This window comes from Streptomyces sp. NPDC029466 (assembly GCF_055574515.1).
In genome coordinates this window covers 34,593-59,277 of sequence record NZ_JBVHZH010000047.1, presented here as the reverse complement: position 1 = coordinate 59,277, position 24,685 = coordinate 34,593, and the positions used below count along the sequence as shown (strand labels likewise).

Genomic DNA, 24,685 nt, shown 5'->3' with positions numbered 1-24,685 from the left:
GTGTCTCTCCCCCCCCCCCCCCCCCCCCCCCCCCCCCCCCCCCCCCCCCCCCCCCCCCCCCCCCCCCCCCCCCCCCCCCCACGCCGGGAAGGGCGCGGCAGTTGCGAGGTGCGGGAAAGCTGAGCGGCCCCCTGCGCAACGTGCCCGCCGGTCATTCAGCGGCATCGCCTTGGTGAGGATCCTTCAACCAAACCCACGTTGTCAACAATCGTTTAACTCAAGAGCGCTGGTGACGACTTCACGGACCATCGAAAGATGCCCCTTGACACAATTGTTGTCCCCTCCATGGCGTACGGTGCTGGCTACCGCTAACCTCGGAGCGGCCGCGAGCGTGCTGCCGTCCCGTCTGTCCACCGACCAGGAGACCGCCCATCGCCATGGATGCCTCAGACATGCACCCGGCGGATGGTCTTCGAGCCGTCGTCGCGGCGATCGACGAGCTTCTCCGGGACCTGGACCTCGGGCGCGACGTCATCGACATCGATCACCTCTCGCACCGGACCGGCCTCCCGGTCCCCCGCGTACAGGCGTTGCTCGATGACACCGGCGAGGAATCCGAGACGGTGCGGGACTCCTTCCAGGACCGCCTCGTCTTCCTGCGGGAGACCCGCCGCAAGCCCGACGGGAAGATGTACACCCTCGACGAGATCGGTGCGGGAGCCGGTATCTCCCACGGCCAGGTCGGCTACCTCCTGAACGGCAAGCGGAAGAGCCCCGGGCTGGATGTCACCCGGAAACTGGAGAAGTTCTTCGAGGTCGAGCCGGGCTTCTTCACCGCCACCGAGCGTCAGGCGCTGTACCGCGCGCTCCAGTCGACGCATGAGCAGCTGACCCATCTCGCGCTGCTCAGGGGCAAGGGCATCAACCGGCTGGCGATGCGCAGCGGCACCAGCGGCGACAGCAGGATCGACCGGGAACTCCGGGACGCGCTGTCCGAGGTGCTGAGCCGGCCCGAGGGCGAGGACCCCGAGGTACGGGAGCTCACGGACCGGATGCGCTCGCTGCCCTCCAGGAGCAGAAGGCGGGTCTTCCCGCTGATCCAGGGGCTGTTGGGCCTGGCCCGGCCCGAGAACGAGGAGCGTCCGCCCCCGGGCCGGCACAGCGGCTGAACGGAACCGGACGCCGCCGGTCCGCCCGGTCCGTCTCCGGCTTCAGGCCGCCTTGCCTGCCGTCGACCCGCTCACGCTGACGGCTGACTTCGTGTCACGGTCGCGACGCGCGGCCGTGTATTCCCGGGCGAGCACCCGCAGGGCCGCCGGCACCTGCGGCCGGGCGGAACCGTCGAGCAGCGTGGACCCCTTCCGTGCCGCCGCGCGCAGCGTGAGGCCCTGGATGCTGACGAGGGCCCGGACGAACGGCCGGTTGCGGGCGGGTACCAGATCCACGAGCCCGTACGACGCCGACAGACCCGAGCGGATCTGCCGGACCTGGTCGGCGAGCAGCGGGCGCAAGCCGTCAGCGGCGGCGCCGTCCTTGCCGGTCAGGCCGGTGCGGGTCAGGCCGTGGCGGGTGAGGAGCTCTTCGGGGATGCCGAGGCGTCCGCCGGCCAGGTCCTCGGCGAGGTCGTTCAGGAAGTCCAGCCGCTGGCTCGCCTCGATGAAGGTCCGGCAGCCGTCGACGTACGGCGCGGTGGGCGCTCCGTCGCCCAGCAGACAGGCGATGAGCAGGAAGGCGGGCAGCGAATAGCCATCGATGTAGTGCTGGAGGTCGCGCTCCGTGGCGAATCCCGCCGTCTGTACCTCCAGCGGCGCCCCGGCGAGGAACTCTTCGACGTACTGCCGGAGTTGCGGCTGCCTGGCGAGGGTGTCGAGGAGCGTCCGCAGCACGGGCTGGTCGGCCTCGCCGCTCTTGAGGGCGGCATGCACCCGGCTCTCCCAGTCGGCGAGCGCGGCGATCCGCTCCTCGACCGGTCCCTGGTCGATGAGGTTGTCGCTGTGGTGCATGAACGCGGTCGCGGCGATGACGTCGGGCACCAGCGGCGCGGGAAGCAGCAGACGCACGGCCGTGTATTCCGCGCGGGCGTAGTGCGCCACCAGCTGACGCTGTTCGCTGTAGTCACGACGCAGTGCGGGATCGGTGATCCCTGCCCGGTCGAGCGTCTTCGGCCACGTGGCCATCGTCAGCGCCCCTTTCCTAGAGTGCGGTTTCACCTTAGGTGATCGCGGCCGAGGGGCCGATCCGTCCCGGCAGCGGCACCGCTCACGGGGTGCACCGGGCCGCGGACGCACCCCCAAGCCGCCCGGCCGCGAGGGGAGTTACCGCCTTCCGGCCGGGGCGCCCTGTGCGGGAGGCATGGTCGCGACTCCCGGGCCGGCCGGGAGCGGGCCACGTCGGCCGTGGCGGGGACTACTGCCCTTCGGGCACCTCGGTGGCGGACCGCTGTACGCGCACGGCCTGGAGCGCCGTGGTGACCAGCGGGGCGGTGAGCGCCTGGGCGACGCGCAGCAGCCGTTGGCGTTCGTCGGAGGCCGGGGTGTCCTCGCCGGGCAGCGCCACCTGCGGTCCGTCAGGCGGCTGCGGATGGCCGGAATGCCCCTGTGCCGCCGCCGCCAGCCGGGCGGCCTGGAGGCGCTGCGCCGCGTCCCGCAGGACAGCGGCGGTGGCCGCCGCCTGCAACTCCTGCTCCGAGAGCGGTCGGGCGTCGGCGGCGCCCCGGGATGCCTGTTGTTCCTGCGCGGCGTAGACGGCGGCCGCGGGCAGGGGCGACACCCAGGGGCGCAGCGCGCGCATCCCGTCGAGGATCTCGATCACCCGGCGGTGCAGGTTGAACCCCACGTTCCAGGCCAGGCGATGGCTCCGTGCGCTGTCCACGCTGAAGGCGAGGTCCTCGTCGACCCCTTCGACGACGAGGTCCCACAACGGCTGGAGGGACTTGATGTCCCGGCGTTCGCGCAGCCAGGCGCCGACCGCGGCTCCGGAGAGGCCGTAGCTGGTGATCAGGGCGCCGATCGAGCCGAAGGTGGAGCCGAGCACCCCGACCGTGTCCAGGGCGTGGTTGCCGAGGGCGGCCAGCGTGATGGCCGGGACGGAGCAGACCACATAGCCGAAGACGAACAGCATGGCGGTGCCGAAGGAGCGCAGCGCGCGCCGGAACCGGGGGTCCGCCGGGTTCAGCTTGCGGCACCGCCGGTAGGTGTTCAGGGTTCCGCAGGCCAAGGTGGTGAGGAAGACCGCCAGGAACACCTGGATCGGCGGATCACCCGCGAAGTTGGTGTTGAACTTGAGCGGGTCCGTCGGCCCGGACAGATCGGCGGAGCAGAAGGCGGCGACCATGACGGCCGGTGCCGCGAGATACGCCGCGGACCACACCGTGACCCGGCGGCGCAGCACCGCCGGGCGCTGCCGCAGCCGGGGATCCCACAGCATCGTGAGCAGGTGGAGGAGGGAGAAGCAGCTCAGGATGCCGATGTAGACGGGGAGGGTGGCGAAGCTGGGGACGCCGGTGAGTTCCCCGAGCATCCGGTACCCGGCGGGTGCGGCCATCGCGAACACCAGGCCGGACGCCACGAAGTTCACCGTGATCAGGGACAGCGTCGGAGTGGGATCGCGCAGCAGTGCCAGGCACTTCCACCCGGCGATCACGAAGTCGATGACCGCGATGACCAGGTAGACGACGTTCGAGGCGCTCTCAGACACCGGACCTCCTGTGGGAGAGCGCCGAGGAGAGGAACCCGTTGGTGCGCTGATCGCGCCGCAGTTCCAGGTGGCGCTGGAGCATCACGGTGGCGAAGGCCTCTGCCCGCCGCTCATGCGCGCTGTCGTAGTGCGAACGGTTGAGGACCTTCAGCACCGGGCCCGCCTTCAGTCCGGGAAGGAGCTGGCGCACGGTCTCCTCGGTCATGAGCTGGCCGGCGGAGCCGTCCTCGGCCGGGTGCTCCTCCCACAGGTGGAACAGCTCGTGCAGGCTGACGTGCAGGCGGGTCAGTTCGTTCGCGGTGGAATCCACCACGATGAAGTCACGGTCCTTGCCGCGGGCGCAGAACCCGGACACCTGCTGCGGCAGCGGCACTTCCGTGATCGTGATCGGCTTGTTGCGCCGCACGGCCACGGCGTCGACCAGTCCCTGCATGTCCCGTACACCGGACAGCCCGAGGTCGCGGTGGACGAGCCGGGTGACGGACCAGGTCGCGAAGAAGACCGCCAACTGCTCCCGGAGCGAGGTCCACGGGGAACTGGGCGGCCGGTGGCGGGTGGGCTGCGGCGCTTTCGCCTGCCGCGCTGGACCATGACGACGGGGCCACCACATGAACGGATACTCCTACAGCTGTTGCTGCGCTCGGGGTGAGGAAGGAACGGTACGCGATCCGGGACGACGGCGAGCCCGGTGGGTCGGGGGTTGTCGGTGCGCCAGGGCCGCACGGAACCTTCCTCCCGGGACGAGGGCGGCGGAAGCCCTGCGCAAGCCAAAAGCTACCCGGTGGTCCGGGGCGGCCCTGCGCGGAGGGGGGCCGGGAGCGACACGCCCCGGTGCGGTGACCGCCACGGATACGGCGCTGAGCTCGGCGGCGGCCCGGCCACCGCTCTCGAACGGGCGCGGGAGGCCGCGCAGGGCCAGGACGTCCGGCTCGGCGGCGGGGCCACCACCCTCCGGCAGTAGCCGTCGTCGTGCGCCCGCCAGGGAGTACGGGACAGCCCTCAGGGGTCGAGGCCGCTGCCCTGGGGCCCGTACAGATCGAGCAGCCGGGTGCGGGTGCCGTGCAGCCGGTCGGCCACTGTCTTGGCGACGTAGCGGTACATCGCCCGGCCGAGGACGGGGTCGGATTCGCACAGCTCACGGATCGCCCTGGCGTCGAACTCCACGGCCTCCACCGGGCCGACGGTCTCCGCTCCCAGGTGCCACAGATAGGGCGGGAACAGCCAGGACCAGCCGAGCAGTTCGCCACGGCCGAGGGTTTCCACCACCGCCGCCCGACGCCCGGGAACGTGCTGGTCGAGCACCACCTGTCCACTGCGGATGATCCAGAACCGGTCCGCCCGCCGGCCCTCCTCGAAGAGCCGGGTGGCGCGCGGCAGCGACACCTCGACGGCCATATCGGTCAGCTGTCGGCGCCGGTCGGGCGGCAACTCGTCGAGCATATTTTCGATCATGGTCATGCGTCCTCCGCTCGCTCCCTGCACGATATGCGGAGCTTCGCGGGGATCGGGGGAATGGCTCGGCCCGCCGGGCACCGGCGGGCCGCAGCCCGGTCCCGGTCAGGTCAGCTGACGCCGCACCAGATCGTGCAGCCGGCCACCGGTGTCGGCGAGCAGGGCGGCCGGGGCCCCCTGCTCGACGATCCGGCCCTCCGCCATCACGATCACACGGTCGGCGTCCATGACCGTCGACAGCCGGTGGGCGATCACCAGCCGGCTGGCGCTGAGCCGGCTGGTGCTGTCGCTGACGATGCGCTGGGTCTCGTTGTCCAGGGCGCTGGTGGCCTCGTCGAAGAACAGGATCCGCGGGCGGCGGACCAGCGCCTGGGCGATCATCAGGCGCTGCCGCTGGCCGCCGGAGATCGCGCCACCACCGGAGATCATGGTGTGCAGGCCCATCGGCATCCGCTTGATGTCCTCGGCCAGGCCCGCCATCTCGGCGGCCGCCCAGGCCTCTTCCTGGGTGAAGGCCTCGGCGCCGCAGATGCAGTCCAGGATCGATCCGGTGAGCGGCTGGGCGTTCTGGAGCACCACCCCGCACTGCCGGCGGACCGCCGCCTGGTCCAGGGCGGCCAGGTCCTGGCCGTCGTAGAGCACACTGCCCGAGGACGGCTTGTCGAAGCCGATGAGGAGCCGCAGCAGGGTCGACTTGCCGCAGCCGCTCGGGCCGACGACGGCCACGAACTCCCCCGGTTCGACCCGCAGCGAGACATCGTCGAGGACCAGCGGGCCGTCGTCGGTGTAGCGGAACGAGAGCTTCTTGGCCTCGATGCCGCCGGACAGGGTGCCGGGCTGGGCGCTGGCCCCGCGTACTTCCGGCTTCTCGTCCAGCACCGGCTTGATCTGCTCGAACATCGGCAGCGCGGCGGCGGCCGAGACGAACGCGCCGGTGATCTGGGTGACCGCGGTCAGCAGCATGGTCACCGAGGTGTTGAAGGTGAGGAAGGAGGCGGCCGACATGGTGCCGCGGGCCGGGCCGGCCAGCAGGATGAAGAGGGTGAGCGAGCAGACCGGCAGATAGACCGCGTTGAGGACGGTGGTCAGATTCTTGATCCGGCCGGCCTTCTGCTGGAGTTCCCGGGAGCGGGCGAACTCCCGGGCCCAGGCCGCGTACGCGAAGCTCTCGGCCGCGGCGACCCGCAGTTTGGGCAGCCCGCGCAGGGTCTGGAACGCCTGGTTGTTGAGCTTGTTGCCGAGCTTGACCAGCCGTCGCTGCCAGCGCAGCTCCCACAGGCCCATGGCGAGGAACACCGCACCGATGACGAGCAGCATGGCGATCGCCGCCAGCGCCAGCGGCACGCTGTAGACGAGCAGCAGCACCAGGTTCATCGCGCCGATCGTGCTGGACTGCACGGCCACCGGGCCGAGGCCGGACAGCACCCGGCGGATGGCGCTGATGCCCATCGCGGCGCTGGCCAGCTCGCCGGTGGAGCGTTCGGTGAAGAACTTCGTCGGCAGCCGCAGCAGCCGGTCCCACACGGCCGGCTGGAGGGTGCTCTCGATGCGGCCCTCCATCCGCAGGACGGTGAGGTTCTGCAGCAGCATGAAGGCGGCGGAGACCACACTGGTGATCATGACGGCCAGGGAGACCTGCACGATCAGGCTCTTGTCGGCGCTCGGTACGTACTCCCCGAGCACCTTGCCGGTCGCAATGGGGACGAGGGCGCCGAGGCCGACGGTCACCAGTCCGCTGAGGGCCAGATTGCGGAGGTCCATCCGGGTCCCGCGCAGGCTGAAGAGCATCAGCCGCGACAGGCTCATGGGCCGTTCCGGCAGCGGGCGGTAGAACATGACGGCGCGCGGTTCGAGTTCGTCGGCGTTGTCCTTGCCGAGGCGCATCCGCAGCCCGGAGACCGGGTTGACCGCCTCGTACCGGCCGCGGCGCCACAGCAGCGCCACGGGTGCACCGGACTTGGCGCGATGGCCCACCAGGGGCCCGGTGTTGGTCCGCCACCAGGGTCCCTGGAGCCGGACCGCGCGGGTCCGGATCCGCGAGCTGACCGCGATCCGTTCGACCGGGGTGATCCGGTCGTTGACGGCACCGCCCTTCGGTGGCTCGGTGAGGGTGATGCCGGCCGCCTCCGCGACCGTGCGGCAGACCGCGAAGGTGGTGTCGTCGCTGGTCCGGTCCTTCGTGGTACCGCCCCGCCCGGCCCGGCCGATGGATGCCACCAGCGCCTGGTCGGCGCGCTCGCGGACGGTTTCCCCCGCCTTGATGCCGGCCGCCGTGCGGTCCTCGTGGGCGCGCTCCAGCTGCTCGATCCAGCGGTCGACGGCGGACAGCAGCCGGTACTGCTGATTGACCATCTGCTGCCACAGCTCGGGGTCCACCAGCAGATCGCCGGCCGCGTCCGCGCCGTAGGAGGCGCCGTACTGCACGCTGCCGGGCGGGACCGGCATCCACAGGATGTCGTCGTCGGCCACCGCCTCGTCGCCGGGGCGGCCGTCGAGCGGTGCCTCGAACAGCACGCCCAGGCTGCGGGCGGTGCCCAGCGCGAAGGCGTGCTCCAGCGCGGAGGGCGCCTCGCCCTGGCCGCCGTACGCGGGGTCGTTGCCGTAGCCCTGCGCGCCGTATTGCGGAAACGCCCCGGTGTCGCCGTACTCCCCGTATTCGTAGCGGGGCAGTTCGCGCAGCGGTATACGGCGCAGCAGGCAGTCCTGGGAGGGCCGGCCGAGCAGGGTGTGCTGCGGGCCCGCGACCGGGCCGAGCAGCAGGGTGCCCGCTTCGAGGCGGCCGAGGAAGTGCCAGTGCCCCTCCTGTGCGGCGTCGACCGCGAAGAGATCCAGCGAGCCGCCCGTGACGAGCCACAGCACATGCGGGCCCTCCAGGGGAACGCTGCGCAGCCCGGTGCAGTCGACCGGCGTGCCGAGGCCGCCCAGCGCATAGGTGACGGCATCGGTGTCGCCCGGTCCCACGACCGCGGACGGGGGTACGGACACGTCAGTGCTCCTTGACCAGCTCGGCGTACGGGCCCCCGGCGGCGACCAGGTCCTCGTGCCGGCCGCGTTCGACGACCACCCCGTGGTCGAGGACGACGATCTCGTCGCTGTCGCGGACCGTGCTCAGCCGGTGGGCGATGACGACGCAGGCGCAGCCGCGCCGCCGCAGGTTGTCCATGATGATCTGTTCGGTCCGGGCGTCCAGTGCGCTGGTGACCTCGTCGAGGACCAGGATGCTGGGGCGCCGGACCAGTGCGCGGGCGATCTCCAGCCGCTGCCGCTGTCCGCCGGAGAAGTTGCGGCCGTCCTGCTCGACCCGGCTGTGGATGCCGTCGGGGCGGGGGGCGATCACCTCGTCGTAGAGCGCGGCGTCCCGTAGGGCGGTGATCACCGCGTCGTCCGGGATGGACGGGTCCCACAGCGCCACGTTGTCGCGGACCGTGCCCTCGAAAAGGAAGATGTCCTGGTCGACGAAGGAGACGGAGGCGGCCAGCGCACTGCGGGAGAGGTCCTCCAGCCGCTGTCCGTCGATGCGGATGGTGCCTTCCCAGGGGCTGTAGAGGCCGGAGATCAGCCGGGAGACGGTGGACTTGCCGCTGCCGGAGCCGCCGACGAGAGCGACCTGCCGGCCGGGGCCGACGGCCAGGGAGAAGCCGGTCAGCAGCGGTTTGTCCAGCGGGCTGTATCCGAAGGTGATGTCCTCCAGCGTCACATGGCCCTTGAGCCGGCGGGTGTCGGCCTCCGGCTCGGGGCGTGAGTAGAGGGTGTCGACGGGGAAGCTCTCGACGTCCTTGAGGCGGGCCACGTCGGCGGCGAAGTCCTGGATCCGGCCCGCCACTCCATTGAGCCGGGTGATGGGCGCGGTGAAACGGGTGACCAGGGCCTGGAAGGCGACGAGCAGACCGATGGAGATATGGCCCTCGACCGCCCGAAGTCCGCCGATCCACAGGATCAGCGCGCTGTTGAGCGTGGCGAGGGTGGGGGCGACCACGGCCAGCGCGGCGCTCGGCACGCCCAGCCGCTGCTGTACCTCCAGGGTGGTGGCGTGCTGGCCGGCCCAGCGGCGGAAGTAGCCGTTCTCCCCGCCGGTGGCCTTCATCGTCTCGATGAGCTGGAGGCCGGTGTAGGAGGTGTTGGTCAGCCGCGCGGTATCGGCGCGCAGCTTCTGGGTGTGGGTGGCCCGCAGCCGGATCACGATCCGCATGGCGACGACATTGAGCAGCGCGATACCCACGCCGATGACGGTCAGTTGGGGGTCGTAGGTCCACAGCAGGAAGGCGTAGAGGACGACGACGATGCCGTCCACGCCCGCGGCGGCGAGGTCACGGGCCAGCGTCTCGGCGACCGCGTCGTTGGACTGGAGCCGCTGGACCAGGTCGGCCGGGCTGCGCTGGGCGAAGAAGGTGACCGGGAGTCTGAGCAGATGGCGCAGGAAGCGGGCGCTGGTGAGGGTGGAGGAGATGATGCGGCCGCGCAGCAGGTTGGCCTGTTGCAGACCGGTCAGTACGGCGGTCAGCGCGACCATGGCGGCCATCGACGCGAAGAGCGGCCCCAGCAGCGAGGTCTGGTTGCCGATCAGGAACATGTCGATATACGTCCGGCTGAGCGCGGGCACCGCCGCGCCGACCGCGACCAGCAGCAGGCTGGCGAGCAGCGCGGCCAGCAGGGTGCCGGTCGTGCCGCGCATCCGGGCGGGCACGGCGCCGAGGACGCCGGGCTTACGGCCGCCCTTGCGGAAGGATTCGCCGGGTTCGAGGACCAGGGCGACGCCGGTGAAGCTGGTGTCGAAGTCCTCCGTCGCCACGAAGCGGCGGCCCTTGTCGGGGTCGTTGATGTGGACGCCGCGGCGGCCCATGCGGCGGCCCGTGCCGTCGTAGACGACGTAGTGGTTGAACTCCCAGAACAGGATGGCGGGCGCCTGCACCTCGGCGAGCGCGGCCGGTTCCATCTGCATGCCCTTGGCCTGGAGGCCGTAGCTGCGGGCGGCCTTGAGCAGATTGCTGGCGCGTGAGCCGTCGCGGGAGACACCACAGGCGATCCGCAGCTCTTCGAGCGGCACATGCCGTCCGTAGTGGGCCAGCACCATGGCCAGCGAGGCGGCGCCGCACTCCACGGCCTCCATCTGGAGGACGGTGGGGGTGCGGACGGTCTTCGTCTTCTTGGGCTTCGGGGCGGGCGCGGCCCGGCGATTGCGGCGGGCGCCGGGCGCGGGTTCCGAGCGGCGGCGGCCGCGGACCGGCGGTGGCAACTGCTGCTGCGGGGCGGCGGAGTCGTGCGGGGCGGTCACGGCAGCAGCCAATCGATCGGGTGCTGCGCGGCCAGGTGGACGGCGCCACTGGCCGGCGTCATGGAGTCGACGGCGTACGGCGGGCCGTCAGAGGTCGACCAGGCGTAGCCGGATTTGCTGTGCGGGGCGGCGTCGAGCTGTACCAGGACCGCGACGGGCTGGCCGTGCTGCGAGAACTCCTCGCCGAGCTGGCTGCTGCCCAGGAAAGTGCTGATCCGCTGGCGGGACTGCGCGGTCCTGCCGACCGCTTTGACCCGTCCGCGCAGGACGCCGTACTGCTGGGTCGGCACGGACTGGACGGTGAGGTCGACGGAGGCGCCGACGGGCACCGTGGCGCCGCTCTCGGCCGGTACGTACAGCGTCGCCGTCAGGGGGTCGTCGGCCCGGGCGATGCGTTCCACGGAGGCCACATCCGCTCCCGTCGTGACGACGGAGCCGATGGTGGCGACCATCGTGGTCAGCCGGCCGGCGGCGAGCGTACGGACGACGGCGGTGCCCCGCTCGGTACGGACCCTCAGCACGGGGGTGTGGGCGGCCACTCGCTTGCCCTCTTCCGCGAGTACCGCGGTGACCTGGCCCGCGACGGGGCTCTGGAGGACGTAGCTGCCCTGGCCGTGGGTGAGGATGCCGGGTGCGTTCAGGGTGGACGACACGGTGCCGGTCACCGCCCATACGGAGGCGGCGATCACGAAGAGGACCGTGACGGTCAGCACGAGCCAGCCCTGGGGGCGGGCGAACCGCACCGGAAGATCGATTTCCTCGGGCGACTGCAGTTTGGAAAGGGCCTGTTGGCGGAACTGCACGACACTCTTCCCTCAACTGCAACGTTCTGGTTCGGACGGGTGGTGGCCGGTGCCCCGGGGCCCGGATGGAGTCCGGGCGCACCGGGGCAGCCGGCCCGGCATATCGGCAAGGAGGGGGCGCCGACCTGCCGTTGTCACCGTTCAAAGCCGGCTGTGCCGCTCAGCGGCACAGAAGGGGCTCAGAGACCGGCGACCAGGCCCGTGGCGGTGCCGACGACGCCCGCGGTGTCGGTGCCGGCGACACCGTCGACCAGGCCGGTGGCGGTGCCAACGGTGCCCGAGACCGGGGCGATGGAGTCAACGGTGCTGGTGGCGGTGCCGACCACGCCGCCGACGAGGCCACCGGACACGTTGTCCAGGTCGCTGTCGGAGATTTCCTGCGTCTGAACCTGGGGGGTGGAGTTCATGATGATTCCCTTCGGATGAATATCTCGAAAAACCCGCGCCCGAACCGTCCGGTGGGTCGGCCCGGTCGCGGCAGCGGCAGTCGGGTTCCCGAAATCGGGAACCGGGGGGTGACTCCCGCAGTGCGAAGGATCAAAGCATGCAGGCGCGTTGTGCTGCTAATCGGGTAGCCGCTGATCCGGGCGATATCGCCCCGTCGAAATACCTGACGTGCACGCCCGTCCATGACTTGGTGGCAGCTTCTTCACATCTCCTCCGGTTTCTTTTCCAGGAACTCGGCAAGCACCCGTTCGGCGAACTGGACATTCCGTCACCAAACCGCTGAGCCGCAGGTCAGCGTGGAAATTCGGGACGACGGAGCGTGTGCCGACTGCACATTCGGTGTGCAGATTCTTTGAAGGGCGCCAATTTTTACGGCACCTCGGCGCGATACGGGCAGACACCTCCGACGCGCGCTTCCGGCGGGGCCGCGCCGAATGTTGCACGGGCATTAAGTGCGCCCGATTCGCCCGGAGTTAATGGACCTTATCGACGGTGCCGAACGCATGGAATGAACGCATCGGCGCTATCCATATGCCATTTCCATGGAAACGGATCAGGAACGGATCGAGTGACCGGACAACGGACATAACCGCATAACGGAGCGCCTTCGGACCCGTCGGTAATGGGCGATTGGCACCCCGCGCCGCCGGCCCGGTGGCAGCCGCCCACCGGGTGGGGCACCGTGAGAAACGACGCTGCGGGGCCGCGCCCCGGGAAGGAGCCGTACGTGGAGCCCGTGGAGGCGCTGGAGCGGATCGCCTTTCTGCTGGAGCGGCAAGGGGCGGTGACCTACCGCGTCCAGGCGTTCCGTACGGCCGCGACGGTGATCGGTGCGCTGTCCGCCGACGAACTGCGCACCCGTGCCCGGAGCGGCTCGCTGGCGCGGCTCAAAGGACTGGGACCCAAGACCACCCGGGTGATCGAGGAAGCGCTCTCGGGCACGCGGCCGGAGTATCTGACGCACCTTGAGGAGGAGGCGGGCGGCCCGCTGGTCGAGGGGGACCAGGGACAGCGGCTCCGTCAGGCGCTGCGCGGCGACTGCCATCTGCACTCGGACTGGTCGGACGGCGGCAGCCCGGTCGAGACGATGGCGCGGGCCGCCCGGGACCTCGGCCACTCCTGGTGCGTGCTGACCGACCACTCCCCCAGGCTCACCGTCGCCCGCGGACTGACCGCCGAGCGGCTGCGGCAGCAGTTGTCGCTGGTGGCGGAGGTGAACGAGCGGCTGGCACCGTTCCGGCTGCTGACCGGGATCGAGTGCGACATCCTCGACGACGGCTCCCTCGACCAGGAGCCGGAGCTGCTGGAACAGCTCGATGTGGTGGTCGCCTCGGTGCACTCCAAACTGCGGATGGACAAGGGGCCGATGACCGGGCGGCTGCTGGCCGCGGTCCGCAATCCGCTGGTGGACGTGCTCGGTCACTGCACCGGGCGGCAGATCACCGGCAGACCGCGCCCGGAATCGCAGTTCGACGCCGAAGCGGTGTTCGCGGCCTGCGCCGAGCACCACACCGCGGTGGAGATCAACTGCCGGCCCGACCGCTTCGATCCCCCGCGCCGGCTGCTCCGCCTGGCGCTGGAGACCGGGACCCTCTTCTCCATCGACAGCGACGCCCACGCACCGGGCCAACTGGACTGGCAGATCTACGGCTGTGCCCGTGCCGAGGAGTGCGGCGTCCCGCCGGAGCGGGTCATCAACACCTGGACGGAGCGCCAGTTGGCCACCTGGACCCGGACGGGCCGGACCCCGCGCCGCTGAACCCGCTCCCGGCCGCCGCGGGGACGGTACGCTCGCCTCCTCATGGACATGCGCACGGAGTACGAGATGGTCGCCGTCCCACCGGGCCGGGTGACGCTGTCGGACCGGCGGACGCGGCGCAGTTGGCCGGTCGAGCTGGCGCCCTACCGGCTCGCCCCGTGCCCGGTCACCCAGGAACGGTATGCGCAGGTCACCGGCGAGCGCCCGAGCAGCGCGCAGGGCGACCGGCTCCCCGTCGAGGGCGTCTCGTGGTGGGACGCGGTCCGGTTCTGCAACGCCCTGTCCGCGCAGGAGGGGTTGGCGCCCGCATATCGTCTGGACCCCGGCGCCGAGCGGATCGAGTGGGACAGCTCCGCCGAGGGCTACCGGCTGCCGACCGAGGCCGAGTGGGAGCACGCCTGCCGGGCCGGCACGACGGCGGCGCGGTACGGGCGGCTCGACGACATCGCCTGGCACCGCGGCAACTCGCAGGAACGCAGCCACGAGGTCGGCGGCCGGCAGCCCAACGCATGGGGTCTGTCCGACATGTTGGGCAATGTGTGGGAGTGGTGCTGGGACGTCTACGACGCCGAGGTCTACGGCAGCTACCGGGTGCTGCGCGGCGGCGGATGGTTCGACGAGCGCTGGAGCTGCCGGGCCTCGGTACGGCGCCGCAGCCACCCGACCTTCCGGATCGATGACGTGGGCTTCCGTATCGCGCGTTCCCTCTGACGGGCGGGGCTCCGGCGCCGCCGTCAGGCGGGGTGGGGTGCGGCGGACGGCAGGTCCGGCGCGGTGGCCGGAGTGAGGCGCAGCACCACCACGTAGGCGACGACCACGGCGACGATCACCAGCGGCATCACCGTCAGACCACTCTTGCCCAGCAGCAGCGTGGCCAGCAGCACCGAGGTCATCGGCAGCCGGAGCATGGCCACACACATCGCGCCCACCCCCATCGCGAAGGCCGCGGTGAGCGACAGTCCGGGCAGGTGGGACAGCACGACACCGCCCGCCGCACCGAGGAACAGCGCGGGGAAGATCGGGCCGCCCCGGAAGGCGCTGAGCGACGCGCAGTACGCCAGGCCCTTGCACAGGATGAGGAGCAGCAGCGCGCCCACCGTGTAGCCGGCGCTGTCCCGGAACAGCGATCCCAGCGCCGACTGGCCCGAATAGAGCATCTCGGAGGCGGGCTTGCCGGTGGCCGCGGCGAACGCCGTCGCCAGCGCGCCCACCACGAGGCCCATCACGAGGGTGGCCGGTACCCGGTGCCGGACCACATGCCCCTTGAGGTACCGCGCCAAGCGCCGTACGCCGGTCGCGGCGAAGCCGGCGGCCAGCCCGATGACCAGGGCCCAGCCGAACTCCGGGATGCTGGGCACGGAGGCCGCGGGGATGTCGTGCAGCGCGAGCGAGTAGGTGCCGAGCCCGGTCCAGTCCCCCAGCCCGGTGAAGATCAGCGCCCCCAGTCCGGACGCCAGCAGGCCGGGCACCAGGACGATTCCCAGCATCGGGCCGCCCAGCCCCGACACCTCCATCAGCAGGAACGCGCCCAGCAGCGGGGAACCGAGCAGGGCACTGATCGCCGCGAAGCTGCCGGCCGCGCCCACCGCGGCGGCGGCCTGGGCCGGCAGGTTACGGTTCAGCAGCCGTACGGCGCCCGCGCCCAGGCCGCCGCCGAGGGCGATCAGCGGTGCCTCGGGGCCGAGCACCACGCCGAAGCTGAGGGAGGCCAGGGCCGCCAGGAACACACCGGGGAGCGCGGAGAGCGGGGGCGCACCCCTGAGCGCCAGCCCGTCGGCCGGCTCATGGCCCCCGCCGCCGGGGAGGTAACGGACGGTCAGCCCGACCAGCAGCCCGGCGACCAGCAGCATCGGGATGGGCCACCAGAGGGGCGGGCCGGCGAAGCCGAGCGCCCGCGGCAGGTCCTCGTAGATCAGCGGTTCCAGCTCGTGGACCAGGGCGAGAAAGCCGAACGCGACGGCGCAGACCGGGACGCCGATCGCGCCCGCCACCAGCAGCAGCTTGAGATATCCGCGGGTGCGCACCAGCGCGTAGGGGTCCTGCGGCGCGGTGTTCTCTGCTCCGCCCACCGGTCCGGCCGGGCCGACCGACATGCGCCTCGCCTCCTCGGAACCGGGGCTGCCCCGGCGCCCGCCCGGGCCGCCGCGGTGATGAGCCTGCCACGACCGGTCCGGGCCGGCAGCTCGGGCGCCGCCGGGCGGGGCACGGCGATCCGGCCCTCCGTCGCGGCAGTTGCCTCACCCCTGCGAGGCCGCCGCCTCCCGGAGGGCGGCGAGCACCGGGCGGAACAGCGGGTGCTCCTCGGCTCCCCGGCGTACCGCGGCGAAGACCCTGCGGGTGGGGGCCACATCGTCGACGGGGCGGACCACCACCCCCGTGAGGTCCATGTCGCGCAGCGCCGAGCGGGGGACGAGGGCCACGCCCGCCGCGGCCGAGGCAAGCGCGACGACGGCGCGGAAGTCGTCGGAGGTGTGCTCCAGGCGCGGCTGGAAACCGGCGTATTCGCAGGCCAGGACCACCACGTCATGGCAGGGGTTGCCGGGGTAGGGGCCGATCCAGGGGTCGCCGGCGAGATCGGCCACGGCCAGCCGGTCCGTCTCGGCGAGGCGGTGTCCGGGCGGCAGGACCGCATCGAACGGCTCGGCGTAGAGCGGGACCCGGGTCAGCCGTGGGTCGTCGGCGCCCGGTGCGCCGCGGTATTCGACGGCCACCGCCACATCGACCTGCCGGTCGAGGACCATCAGCAGGCTGGCATCGCCCTCGGCGTCCTGGACATGGACCCGGATGCCGGGGGCGGTGCGGGCGAGGGCGGTGAGCGCGGGCGCGACGACCAGGCCGATGCCGGTGGCGAAGGCCGCGACGGTCACCGTGCCCGCCTCGCCCGAGCCGTAGGCGGCGAGCTCGGACTCGGCGCGCTCCAGCTGGGCCAGGACGGCGTTGGCGTGGGTGAGCAGGATGTCGCCCGCGGCGGTCAGCCGGACGCCGCGGGCGCTGCGCTCCACCAGACGGTGGCCGGTCTCCTGTTCCAGGGCGGCCAGCTGCTGGGAGACCGCCGAGGGCGTGAGATAGAGCGCGGCGGCCGCGGCGGTGACCGTGCGGTGGTCGGCCACCGCACGGAGGATGTGCAGCCGTCGTGCTTCGATCATGCTTCCAGTCTCGCAGGAGCGGCCCGCGGGCGGTGTCAGCCCCCGAGGGCGGCCCTCGCACCGATGAAGGCGTCGACCGCGCGGTTGACGTCCTCGGTGGAGTGGGCGGCGGAGAGCTGGACGCGGATCCGCGCCTGGCCCTGCGGGACCACGGGGTAGGAGAAGCCGATGACGTAGACGCCGCGCTCCAGGAGCAGCTCCGCCATCCGGGCCGCCTCGGCCGCGTCACCGATCATGACGGGGGCGATGGCGTGGTCGCCGGGGAGGATGTCAAAGCCCTCCTCGGTCATCCGCGAGCGGAACAGCGCGGTGTTGGCGTTGAGCCGCTCGCGCAGGTCACCGGCCGACTCCAGCAGGTCGAGCACCTTCAGCGAGGCGGCCGCGATCACCGGGGCGAGCGAGTTGGAGAAGAGGTACGGGCGCGAGCGCTGGCGCAGCAGGGCGACGATCTCGGCCCGGGCCGCGACATAGCCGCCGGAGGCGCCGCCGAGGGCCTTGCCGAGGGTGCCGGTGATGATGTCGACGCGGTCCATGACCCCGTGCAGCTCGGGGGTGCCGCGGCCGCCGGGGCCGACGAAGCCGACGGCGTGCGAGTCGTCGACCATCACCATGGCGCCGTAGCGGTCGGCCAGGTCGCAGATCTCGCGCAGCGGCGCCACATAGCCGTCCATGGAGAAGACGCCGTCGGTGACGATCAGGGTGCGGCCGGTGCCGCCCGCGGTCGCCTCCTTCAACTGGCGTTCCAGATCGGCCAGGTCGCGGTTGGCGTAGCGGTAGCGGCGGGCCTTGCACAGGCGGATGCCGTCGATGATGGACGCGTGGTTGAGGGCGTCGGAGATCACCGCGTCGTCCGGCCCGAGCAGGGTCTCGAAGACTCCGCCGTTGGCGTCGAAGCACGAGGAGTAGAGGATGGTGTCCTCCTGGCCCAGGAAGCCGGAGATCCGCTGCTCCAGCTCCTTGTGGACCTCCTGGGTGCCGCAGATGAAGCGGACCGAGGCGAGGCCGTAGCCCCAGCGGTCGAGCGCCTCGTGGGCGGCCGCGACGACCTCGGGGTGGTCGGCGAGACCGAGGTAGTTGTTGGCGCAGAAGTTGAGGACCTCACCGGGGTTGCCTCCGGCGGTGACCGCGACCGTCGCGGACTGCGGGGTGCCGATGACGCGCTCGGGCTTGTGCAGCCCGGCGGCGCGGATCTCGTCGAGGGTGCCGCGCAGTTCGTTGCGTACGGAATCGAGCATGGGGGCTCCTTGAGATGCGTGAGACGAGTGAGGCCGGCGTGCCCCGGAGGCGAACCGAGCCAGAAATCAAACGGTCCAGTCGAGGATGATCTTGCCGCTGCGGCCGCTGGCGGCGTCGTCGAAGGCGGCGTCGAAGTCCTGGTAGGAGTAGCGGCCGGTGATCACGGGCGAGAGGTCGAGGCCGCCTTCGAGCAGCACGGACATCGCGTACCAGGTCTCGAACATCTCCCGGCCGTAGATGCCCTTGATCGTGATCATGGAGGTGACGATCCGGGACCAGTCGACGGGGAACTGCTCGGACGGCAGACCGAGCACCGCGATCCGGCCGCCGTGCGTCATGTTGGTGATCATGTCGCGCATCGCCTCGGGCCGGCCGGACATCTCCAGCCCGATGTCGAAGCCCTCGCGCAGGCCCAGTTCGCGCTGGCCGTCGGCGATCGTCGCCTCGGCGACGTTGAGGGCGAGGCTGACGCCGACCTTGCGGGCCAGGGCGAGGCGCTCCTCGCTGACGTCCGTGATCATGACATTGCGGGCTCCGGCGTGCCGGGCGACGGCCGCGGCCATGATGCCGATCGGTCCCGCGCCGGTGATCAGCACGTCCTCGCCGACCAGCGGGAACGACAGCGCGGTGTGCACGGCGTTGCCGAACGGGTCGAAGACCGCGGCGATATCGAGGTCCACGGGGACCCGGTGCACCCAGACGTTGGAGGCGGGCAGCGCCACGTACTCGGCGAAGGCACCGTCCCGGCCGACGCCGAGGCCGACCGTGGCGCGGCACAGATGGCGGCGGCCGGCCAGACAGTTGCGGCACTTGCCGCAGACCAGGTGGCCCTCGCCGCTGACCAGGTCACCGGCCTTGATGTCGGCCACGTCGCGGCCGGTCTCCACGACCTCGCCGACGAATTCATGGCCGATGGTCAGCGGGGTGGTCAGGGTCTTCTGGGCCCAGCCGTCCCAGGCCCGGATGTGCAGATCCGTGCCGCAGATGCCGGTGCGCAGCACCTTGATCAGCACATCCCCCGGGCCGATGGCCGGCTCCGGCACGTCCATGAGCCAGAGACCCGGCTCCGTCTTCTCCTTGACCAGTGCCTTCACCGCAGCGGCTCCCGTACGTACGTGACCTGCCGGGGGCCCGCCCCGGCCACCCGATCTTCGTCAGGGAAATCTTCCGTACCTCGGCCGCGCGGTCCATCGAGGTTTTCTTAAGCGCGGTCACAGCTGCCCTTTACGCCCCCTGGGCACCGGGCTTCCGGCCGCCCGCTCCCGCCGGGACGTGAGGCTGGTCATGCTCCGGCGGGGCCCGGGAGTGTAAACGTTCGCCACCGCAAGCGTCGGAATTCATCACAGCTTGAGTGGCCGTGAGACCGGGGTGCCCGGGGCTACGTAGGACTGGGTGAGCACCACACACGGGTGCCGGCGCGACGCACCGCGGCCTCCCGTGTGCCCCGTTCCTGTGCGTCCCTGGAGGTCAGTGAATTGAGCCACCGACATGTGAACAAGCGCCTGCGGACCGGCGCCATCGCCACCGCCGGTGTGGCCGCCGTCGCGGCCGCAGCGATCCTGCTCCCCAACGCCAACGCGAGCACGGACCAGCCGGCGGCCCCCAAGACGCTCAGCGCCCACTCGGCCACGCAGCTGGCGACGTCCCTGAAGGCGGACCTCGGGGACAAGAGCGCGGGCTGGTACCTGGACAGCTCGAACGGCCACCTGGTCATGAACGTCCTGTCGGAGGACGACGCCGCGAGCGTCCGGGACAAGGGCGCCGTCGCCAAGGTCGTGCACAACAGCATGACCGCGCTGAAGTCCGGTGCGAAGACGCTGCGCGAGACCGCGGCGGTGCCCGGCACCGCCTGGGCGATCGACCCGAAGACCAACAAGATCGTGGTGACCGCCGACAGAACCGTCACCGGCGCAAAGATGGCCACCCTCAGCAAGGCCACGAACGGCATGGGCGAGGGCATGGTGACCGTCAAGCGGTCGCAGGGTGAGTTCAAGCGGTACGACGGCGGGGACGCGGGAAGTGCGGCGGGAGGCGCGGCGGGCAGCGGCGCGGGTGGCGCCGGAGACGCCGCGGGGGGTGCCGGAGACGCCGCCGGTGGCGCGGGAGACGCCGCAGGTGGTGCCGGAGACGCGGCCGGTGGCGCGGGAGACGACGGTGGCGGTGCCGGAGACGGCGGGCAGGCCGCCGGGCCGATCGGCGGCAGTGCCATCTTCGGCGGCAACGCACGCTGCTCGCTGGGCTTCAACGTCACGGTCAAGGGCGCACCGGCCTTCCTGACGGCCGGTCACTGCGGCAACGACTCCAAGACCTGGACGGCGGACCAGGGCGGCAGCCAGCCGCTGGGCACGGTGGCCGACTCCAAGTTCCCGAAGACCGACTTCGCGCTGGTCACCTACGACGACACCGCCGCGAAGCCGCAGAGCGCGGTCGACCTGGGCAACGGCAGCACCCAGGAGATCACCAAGGCCGCGGAGGCGGCCGTCGGCATGAAGGTGCAGCGCTCGGGCAGCACCACCGGGCTGCACGACGGCACCGTCACCGGCCTGGACGCGACGGTGAACTACGGCAACGGCGATATCGTCAACGGCCTCATACAGACGGACGTCTGCGCGGAGCCCGGTGACAGCGGCGGCGCGATGTTCTCCGACGACTCGGCGGTCGGGCTGACCTCCGGCGGCAGCGGCGACTGCACCGCGGGCGGTGAGACCTTCTTCCAGCCGGTCACCGACGCCCTCAAGGCCACGGGTGCGGAGATCGGCGCCGGGGGCGGTGACGCCGGTGCGGGCGGCGGCGACGACGGCGCGGCCGGCGGCAACGGTGCGGGCGGTGGCAATGCCGCGGGTGGCGGCAATGCGGCGAGCGGCGGTGCGGGAAACGCCGGTGCCGGCAACGCGGGGGCCGGAAACGCCGGAGCCGGCAGCGCCGGTGCGGGAGCGGGCGACCCGGGTGCGGGCGCCGAGGACCCCGGTACCGGCGCGCAGGACCCGGGAGCGGGTGCCCAGGACCCCGGCGCGGGCGGCGGTGACGCCCTGAACTGACGGACGGGAACCCACTGCGCGACCGGCCCCGCCCCTTCACGACGAAGGAGAGCGGGGCCGGTGAGCGTGCCGGCCCCTGAGTGTGGCGGAACCATAGCGACCGCCTCCGGAGCGGTGTCAGAATACCGGCCCTACTCCGACCCTTCCTCAGGGGCGTCATGGCGTCGAACGAACTCGATTCCAATATCCCCGTCTTCCGCGGCGCCGGGCATCTCCTGCGTCTGATAGCCGATCTGGTGCGCAGGCCACGGCGCCGGGAGTGTCCGGAGCCGGTGCGGCACCGCGGAGTGGCTCAGGGACGTGAAGGTCTGCCGGTGCTCTGTCTGGTGAGCGGGGCGGACCACACCCAACTCGCCAAGGGCATCAGCTACTTCCTCAGCCACGCCGATCCCCGGCGGGTCCCGCACTGTCTGCACGATCTCCAGGACGGCGCACCGCCCCCGCCCCCGGAATCCGTCGAGGCGGTGCGCCGCACGCTGGAGCGGCTGGCGCAGGGCTTCGCCCGCAGCGTCCACGGCAGCGACGGACGGGTCCGCTTCCGCAGGTTCGGCCTGGTCAACTGGCTGACGCAGGCCGGAGCAACCGGCGCCGCGCCGTACTCGGGCGGTATGGAGGGCAACGACCACACCCTGCTTCAGGGCCTGCGCGAGCGGGAGTTCCGGCGCCGCCGGCTCTTCGGACTGCTGCGCTCCCCGGAGACCGAGCTCGCGGTCGACGGCACCGTGCCGTGGTGGGTATGGCTGTTCGCGGTCCATGTCTTTCCGCTCGCCTGGTTCCGGGTGCGCCGCGGGCTGGGCCGGGAGTACCGCTGGCTGCTCAATCAGCCCTATCTGGCGCCGCGCGACCCGGGCACCTTCATCGGGTTCGCCGAGCGGCTGACCGCACCGCACCACCAGGTCGAAGACCCGGAACAATTACGCAAGTTGATGGTCAACGCCTTTCTGGAGGATCTGCGGGTCGCCTTCCGCCGCCGCATCTGGCGGCCCCGTACGGCCCGGCGCACCGCGTACTGTGTGGCGCTGCTCGACGGGGCGAACGCCGACAACTGTGGCTATCCGCTGTTGCAGACCATCATCGACGTACGCAACGAGACGGGTGCCTTCGATCCGCTGCTGGTCATCAGCTGCGGCGCCGAGCCGCCCGCCGAAGGCACCGGGATCCGTGCGGACTGGGGTCACAGCTCGCTGTGGGAGCTCGCCGACCGGCTCTACGGCGGCTGGCGGGACACCTTTCTGCACCAGGGCCGGGCCCGTAACCGCGCGCCCTGGTATCTGCCGGTCACCGTGCCGCGGCTGCTGCCGCCGTCCGACGAGAGCTATGAGCTGACGCGGCGGCTGGAGGTCGCCCAGGACGCCCGGCTGCGGATTCCCGAACCGCCGCTGTGGGCCCGCCGGGTGGTGTCGGTGGTGGCGGCGTGCGGTGTGCTCGTCGCGCTGCTGGGAGCGGGCGGGCTGGTGCTGAGCCGGGAGAGCAACTACCGGCAGGCGCACTGCGGTCTGCACCGTTTCGAGGGCGACGCCGAGACCCTGCGCACCGCGGAGACCGGCGAGTGCATCGGGGTGGCACGGAACGGCTTCACCTTCCACTCCCCCGACCCGCTGCTCAACAAGACCCTCCGCACCATCCACGCCCAGAACGCCCGCGCCGAGGAGGCCCATCGCGCGGCGCCGGAACGCCCGTTCGTCACCCTCGTCCATCTGTCGGCGCTGCTCAGCGTCTCGGGGAAGTCCACCGGACAGCTCGCCTACGGGCGCGAGGCGCTCCAGGGCGCGGCGAGCGCCCAGTCCCGGCAGCTGCGCAGCACCGGCGCCGCGGAGCCGATTCTGCGGATCTTCCCGGCCAACGCCGGGTCGGGGATGCGCTTCGGCACGCGGGTGGTGGAGATCCTGGACGGGCTCCGGCAGCAGGATCCGTCGCTCGTCGGGGTCACCGGACTCGACCAGAGCCGGGAGGCCACCAACCGGACGATCCGGAAGCTGACCGCGGTGGGGCTGCCCATGGTGGCCACCACGCTGTCCGCGGACTCGCTCGTGCGGCAGTCGCCGATGTATTTCCAGGTGTCGCCGCAGAACACCCGGGAGGCGGAGGTCGCGGCCGCCTACGCCGCTCATGTCGTGGGCCACGGCGGGAAGAAGCCGCCCCGGCAGGTGCGGATCATCAGCTCCGCCGATCCCAGCGACACCTACAGCAGGACCCTCAGCGACGATGTCGCCCAGCGCTTCCGGGCCCGCGGCTTCACGGTCGAGAAGACCTCCTTCACCCCGCCCCCGCCCCCGGGCGCGGACCCCTCGTCGGACGCCCCCGGGCCCGGGACGGTCGGCCAACGGAGCTGCTCCTACCCGGGCGTGGTGTTCTTCGCGGGGCGCTCGGAGGACTTCGAGTCGCTGCTCGGCGGCATCAACGAGTCCTGCAACTCGGATCCGCCCACCCTCCTCGGCGGCGACGATGTGGCCCGGCTGGCCGCCGACGCGGAACGCCGGCAGCACTACCCCGGGATTCCGTACGACTTCCTGGACTTCACGCTGGGTTCGGCGCGCTGCGATGACACCAGCGAGCTGTACGCGGAGCTGAGCAGGCTGTTCCCCGAGGAGTGCGCCCAGGTCGCGAGCTCCTCCCTGGACGGCCATGCGGCGCTCGGTTTTGACGCCGTCAAGCTGTACATCAACGCGGTCAAGCAACTGCGCGAGGACGCCGCGCAGATGCCGTTGACCCCGCCCGCCGTCTGGCATGCGATCAGCGGTGTCCACGGGGACGAGGCGCTCGACGGGGAGAGCGGCATCATCAGCTTCGGCGGCGATGTGGACCGCCAGGTCCCGTTGGACAAACTGCTGTCCGTGCAGCACATCGACGGTGCGGGCAAGCCCACCCAGGCGGGCTTCTGCGGCCGGGTCGGCGGGCAGAAGCAGTCGTCGTGGTGTCCGCCGCTGGAGGCGGAGAAGGACCGCTGACGGGGGCGACGCGGCGGCGGGGTCCGGACCGGTGTCGGCTCGGAGTCCCGGCCATCGGCGTCAGGTCGAGGTGACCGTGAACAGCCCGCCGTCGGGGTCGCGGATGACGGCCTGGCAGCCCTCGCCGTCCGCGGTCGGGGTGATGGGGGTGACGGTTCCGCCGGCGGCCACCGCGGTGGCCGTCACCTTCTCGATCTCACGGACCGGGAAGTGGACGTGCCAGCGGGGGCGCACCCGCGGATCGGGGGCGGACTCGACGCCGCCGCCGCGCAGGCTGGCGACGGCGTGCGTACCGTCGCTGACGATCACCTGGTCGTGTTCGTAGGTCACATCGCAGCCGCCCGGCTCCCCGGAGGCCCAGCCGAGGACCTCGGCGTAGAAGATGGCGGCCGCGAAGGCGTCACGGGTGCGCAGTTCGAGACTGGCGGGAGCATTGCCCTGCCCGACCGACCAGGCCAGGGTCTGGCCCTCCCAGAAGCCGAAAGTGGCGCCGTCGGGGTCGGCGGCGAGGGCGGCGCGTCCGGGGCCGAGCTTGAGCGGGCCGACGGCGACGGTCGCCCCGCGCTCGCGGATCCGGTCGGCGGTCTCGTCGGCGTTCTCCACCGCGAAATAAGAGGTCCAGGCCACCGCGACCTGGAAACTCTGGGCAAGGGCCCCGATGCTGGCGACCGGCTGGCCGCCGGCCAACGCGATGCAGAACTCCTCACCGAGGCTGGCCGGGCGGAACCGCCACCCCAGGACCGCGGAGTAGAACTCCTGCGCGGCCTCCAGGTCGCGGGCCATCAGGCTGACCCAGCACGGAGCGCCACGTACCGCGGGGACGGGGCCATGGGCCGACATGACATCTGCCTCCTGTTGCTCAGCGCCCCTTCCCACTCTGCCAGCGACGGAGCGGGGCCGCACCAAGGGCGCGTCCCCCTGCGGCAGCGCGGTTGTGCCGGTCTTGAT

18 protein-coding genes are annotated in these 24,685 nt (G+C 71.7%); 5 read left to right on the top strand and 13 right to left on the bottom strand.

Going from position 1 to position 24,685, the window contains the following annotated elements; all coding sequences use genetic code 11:
- Positions 1–377 precede the first annotated feature (377 nt).
- A complete protein-coding gene (locus ACZ4XD_RS30060) occupies positions 378–1,109 on the top strand; it encodes a helix-turn-helix domain-containing protein (RefSeq protein WP_468047183.1) in 732 nt (243 codons plus the stop codon).
- Between the two features lie 42 nt (positions 1,110–1,151).
- On the opposite strand, the gene ACZ4XD_RS30055 is transcribed toward ACZ4XD_RS30060, so the two are convergent.
- The 8 genes from ACZ4XD_RS30055 to ACZ4XD_RS30020 all read right to left on the bottom strand — a co-directional run bounded on the left by ACZ4XD_RS30055 (position 1,152) and on the right by ACZ4XD_RS30020 (position 11,570).
- Positions 1,152–2,117 (bottom strand): phytoene/squalene synthase family protein, encoded by a 966-nt coding sequence (locus ACZ4XD_RS30055; RefSeq protein WP_468047181.1) that lies wholly within the window; start codon positions 2,115–2,117, stop codon positions 1,152–1,154.
- A gap of 229 nt (positions 2,118–2,346) precedes the next feature.
- A complete protein-coding gene (locus ACZ4XD_RS30050) occupies positions 2,347–3,636 on the bottom strand; it encodes an MAB_1171c family putative transporter (protein WP_468047179.1) in 1,290 nt (429 codons plus the stop codon).
- A complete protein-coding gene (locus tag ACZ4XD_RS30045; RefSeq protein ID WP_468047177.1) occupies positions 3,629–4,246 on the bottom strand; it encodes an ImmA/IrrE family metallo-endopeptidase in 618 nt (205 codons plus the stop codon). Before ACZ4XD_RS30045 ends, ACZ4XD_RS30050 begins: the two co-directional genes overlap by 8 nt.
- Before the next feature lie 389 nt (positions 4,247–4,635).
- On the bottom strand, positions 4,636–5,094 hold the full coding sequence (locus tag ACZ4XD_RS30040; RefSeq protein WP_468047175.1) for a cyclic nucleotide-binding domain-containing protein: 459 nt from the start codon (positions 5,092–5,094) through the stop codon (positions 4,636–4,638).
- A 99-nt stretch (positions 5,095–5,193) separates the two neighbouring features.
- Complete coding sequence (locus tag ACZ4XD_RS30035; RefSeq protein ID WP_468047173.1) at positions 5,194–8,073, bottom strand: NHLP bacteriocin export ABC transporter permease/ATPase subunit; 2,880 nt, start codon at positions 8,071–8,073, stop codon at positions 5,194–5,196.
- A gap of 1 nt (position 8,074) precedes the next feature.
- On the bottom strand, positions 8,075–10,360 hold the full coding sequence (locus ACZ4XD_RS30030) for an NHLP family bacteriocin export ABC transporter peptidase/permease/ATPase subunit (RefSeq protein ID WP_468047171.1): 2,286 nt from the start codon (positions 10,358–10,360) through the stop codon (positions 8,075–8,077).
- Positions 10,357–11,163 carry a hypothetical protein gene (locus tag ACZ4XD_RS30025; protein ID WP_468047169.1) on the bottom strand — a complete coding sequence of 269 codons (807 nt, stop codon included), beginning with the start codon at positions 11,161–11,163 and terminating at the stop codon, positions 10,357–10,359. Before ACZ4XD_RS30025 ends, ACZ4XD_RS30030 begins: the two co-directional genes overlap by 4 nt.
- Before the next feature lie 179 nt (positions 11,164–11,342).
- Positions 11,343–11,570: a type A2 lantipeptide gene (locus tag ACZ4XD_RS30020; RefSeq protein ID WP_468047167.1), complete on the bottom strand. Its 228-nt coding sequence runs from the start codon at positions 11,568–11,570 to the stop codon at positions 11,343–11,345.
- Between the two features lie 767 nt (positions 11,571–12,337).
- Here ACZ4XD_RS30020 and ACZ4XD_RS30015 point away from each other — a divergent pair.
- Positions 12,338–13,369 (top strand): PHP domain-containing protein, encoded by a 1,032-nt coding sequence (locus ACZ4XD_RS30015; RefSeq protein WP_468047165.1) that lies wholly within the window; start codon positions 12,338–12,340, stop codon positions 13,367–13,369.
- 42 nt (positions 13,370–13,411) lie between these two features.
- Positions 13,412–14,080 (top strand): formylglycine-generating enzyme family protein, encoded by a 669-nt coding sequence (locus tag ACZ4XD_RS30010; RefSeq protein WP_468047163.1) that lies wholly within the window; start codon positions 13,412–13,414, stop codon positions 14,078–14,080.
- A gap of 23 nt (positions 14,081–14,103) precedes the next feature.
- Here ACZ4XD_RS30010 and ACZ4XD_RS30005 read toward each other — a convergent pair whose 3' ends face one another.
- The 4 genes from ACZ4XD_RS30005 to tdh form a co-directional block, all read right to left on the bottom strand.
- Positions 14,104–15,462 (bottom strand): chloride channel protein, encoded by a 1,359-nt coding sequence (locus ACZ4XD_RS30005; RefSeq protein WP_468047161.1) that lies wholly within the window; start codon positions 15,460–15,462, stop codon positions 14,104–14,106.
- Between the two features lie 144 nt (positions 15,463–15,606).
- Entirely contained in the window at positions 15,607–16,515 is a 909-nt protein-coding gene (locus tag ACZ4XD_RS30000) for a LysR family transcriptional regulator (RefSeq protein WP_468047159.1), read from the bottom strand.
- A gap of 35 nt (positions 16,516–16,550) precedes the next feature.
- Positions 16,551–17,750 (bottom strand): glycine C-acetyltransferase, encoded by a 1,200-nt coding sequence (locus tag ACZ4XD_RS29995; RefSeq protein ID WP_468047157.1) that lies wholly within the window; start codon positions 17,748–17,750, stop codon positions 16,551–16,553.
- A 66-nt stretch (positions 17,751–17,816) separates the two neighbouring features.
- Positions 17,817–18,845, bottom strand: coding sequence for an L-threonine 3-dehydrogenase (gene tdh / locus ACZ4XD_RS29990; protein ID WP_468047155.1), 1,029 nt, complete (start codon positions 18,843–18,845; stop codon positions 17,817–17,819).
- 396 nt (positions 18,846–19,241) lie between these two features.
- Here tdh and ACZ4XD_RS29985 point away from each other — a divergent pair, with 396 nt between their 5' ends.
- Positions 19,242–20,789: a S1 family peptidase gene (locus ACZ4XD_RS29985; RefSeq protein WP_468047154.1), complete on the top strand. Its 1,548-nt coding sequence runs from the start codon at positions 19,242–19,244 to the stop codon at positions 20,787–20,789.
- 158 nt (positions 20,790–20,947) lie between these two features.
- Entirely contained in the window at positions 20,948–23,737 is a 2,790-nt protein-coding gene (locus ACZ4XD_RS29980; protein WP_468047152.1) for a hypothetical protein, read from the top strand.
- A 60-nt stretch (positions 23,738–23,797) separates the two neighbouring features.
- On the opposite strand, the gene ACZ4XD_RS29975 is transcribed toward ACZ4XD_RS29980, so the two are convergent.
- The gene (locus ACZ4XD_RS29975; RefSeq protein ID WP_468047151.1) at positions 23,798–24,577 is read right to left on the bottom strand and encodes a VOC family protein; all 780 of its coding nucleotides are present in this window, start codon (positions 24,575–24,577) and stop codon (positions 23,798–23,800) included.
- Positions 24,578–24,685 lie beyond the last annotated feature (108 nt).

Bases quoted from the DNA above. Each gene is read 5' to 3' on its own strand.
- ACZ4XD_RS30060 (WP_468047183.1), top strand. From the start codon at position 378: ATGGATGCCTCAGACATGCACCCGGCGGATGGTCTTCGAGCCGTCGTC.
- ACZ4XD_RS30055 (WP_468047181.1), bottom strand. From the start codon at position 2,117: ATGGCCACGTGGCCGAAGACGCTCGACCGGGCAGGGATCACCGATCCC.
- ACZ4XD_RS30045 (WP_468047177.1), bottom strand. From the start codon at position 4,246: ATGTGGTGGCCCCGTCGTCATGGTCCAGCGCGGCAGGCGAAAGCGCCG.
- ACZ4XD_RS30040 (WP_468047175.1), bottom strand. From the start codon at position 5,094: ATGACCATGATCGAAAATATGCTCGACGAGTTGCCGCCCGACCGGCGC.
- ACZ4XD_RS30020 (WP_468047167.1), bottom strand. From the start codon at position 11,570: ATGAACTCCACCCCCCAGGTTCAGACGCAGGAAATCTCCGACAGCGAC.
- ACZ4XD_RS30010 (WP_468047163.1), top strand. From the start codon at position 13,412: ATGGACATGCGCACGGAGTACGAGATGGTCGCCGTCCCACCGGGCCGG.
- ACZ4XD_RS30005 (WP_468047161.1), bottom strand. From the start codon at position 15,462: ATGTCGGTCGGCCCGGCCGGACCGGTGGGCGGAGCAGAGAACACCGCG.
- ACZ4XD_RS30000 (WP_468047159.1), bottom strand. From the start codon at position 16,515: ATGATCGAAGCACGACGGCTGCACATCCTCCGTGCGGTGGCCGACCAC.
- ACZ4XD_RS29995 (WP_468047157.1), bottom strand. From the start codon at position 17,750: ATGCTCGATTCCGTACGCAACGAACTGCGCGGCACCCTCGACGAGATC.
- ACZ4XD_RS29980 (WP_468047152.1), top strand. From the start codon at position 20,948: ATGGCGTCGAACGAACTCGATTCCAATATCCCCGTCTTCCGCGGCGCC.
- ACZ4XD_RS29975 (WP_468047151.1), bottom strand. From the start codon at position 24,577: ATGTCGGCCCATGGCCCCGTCCCCGCGGTACGTGGCGCTCCGTGCTGG.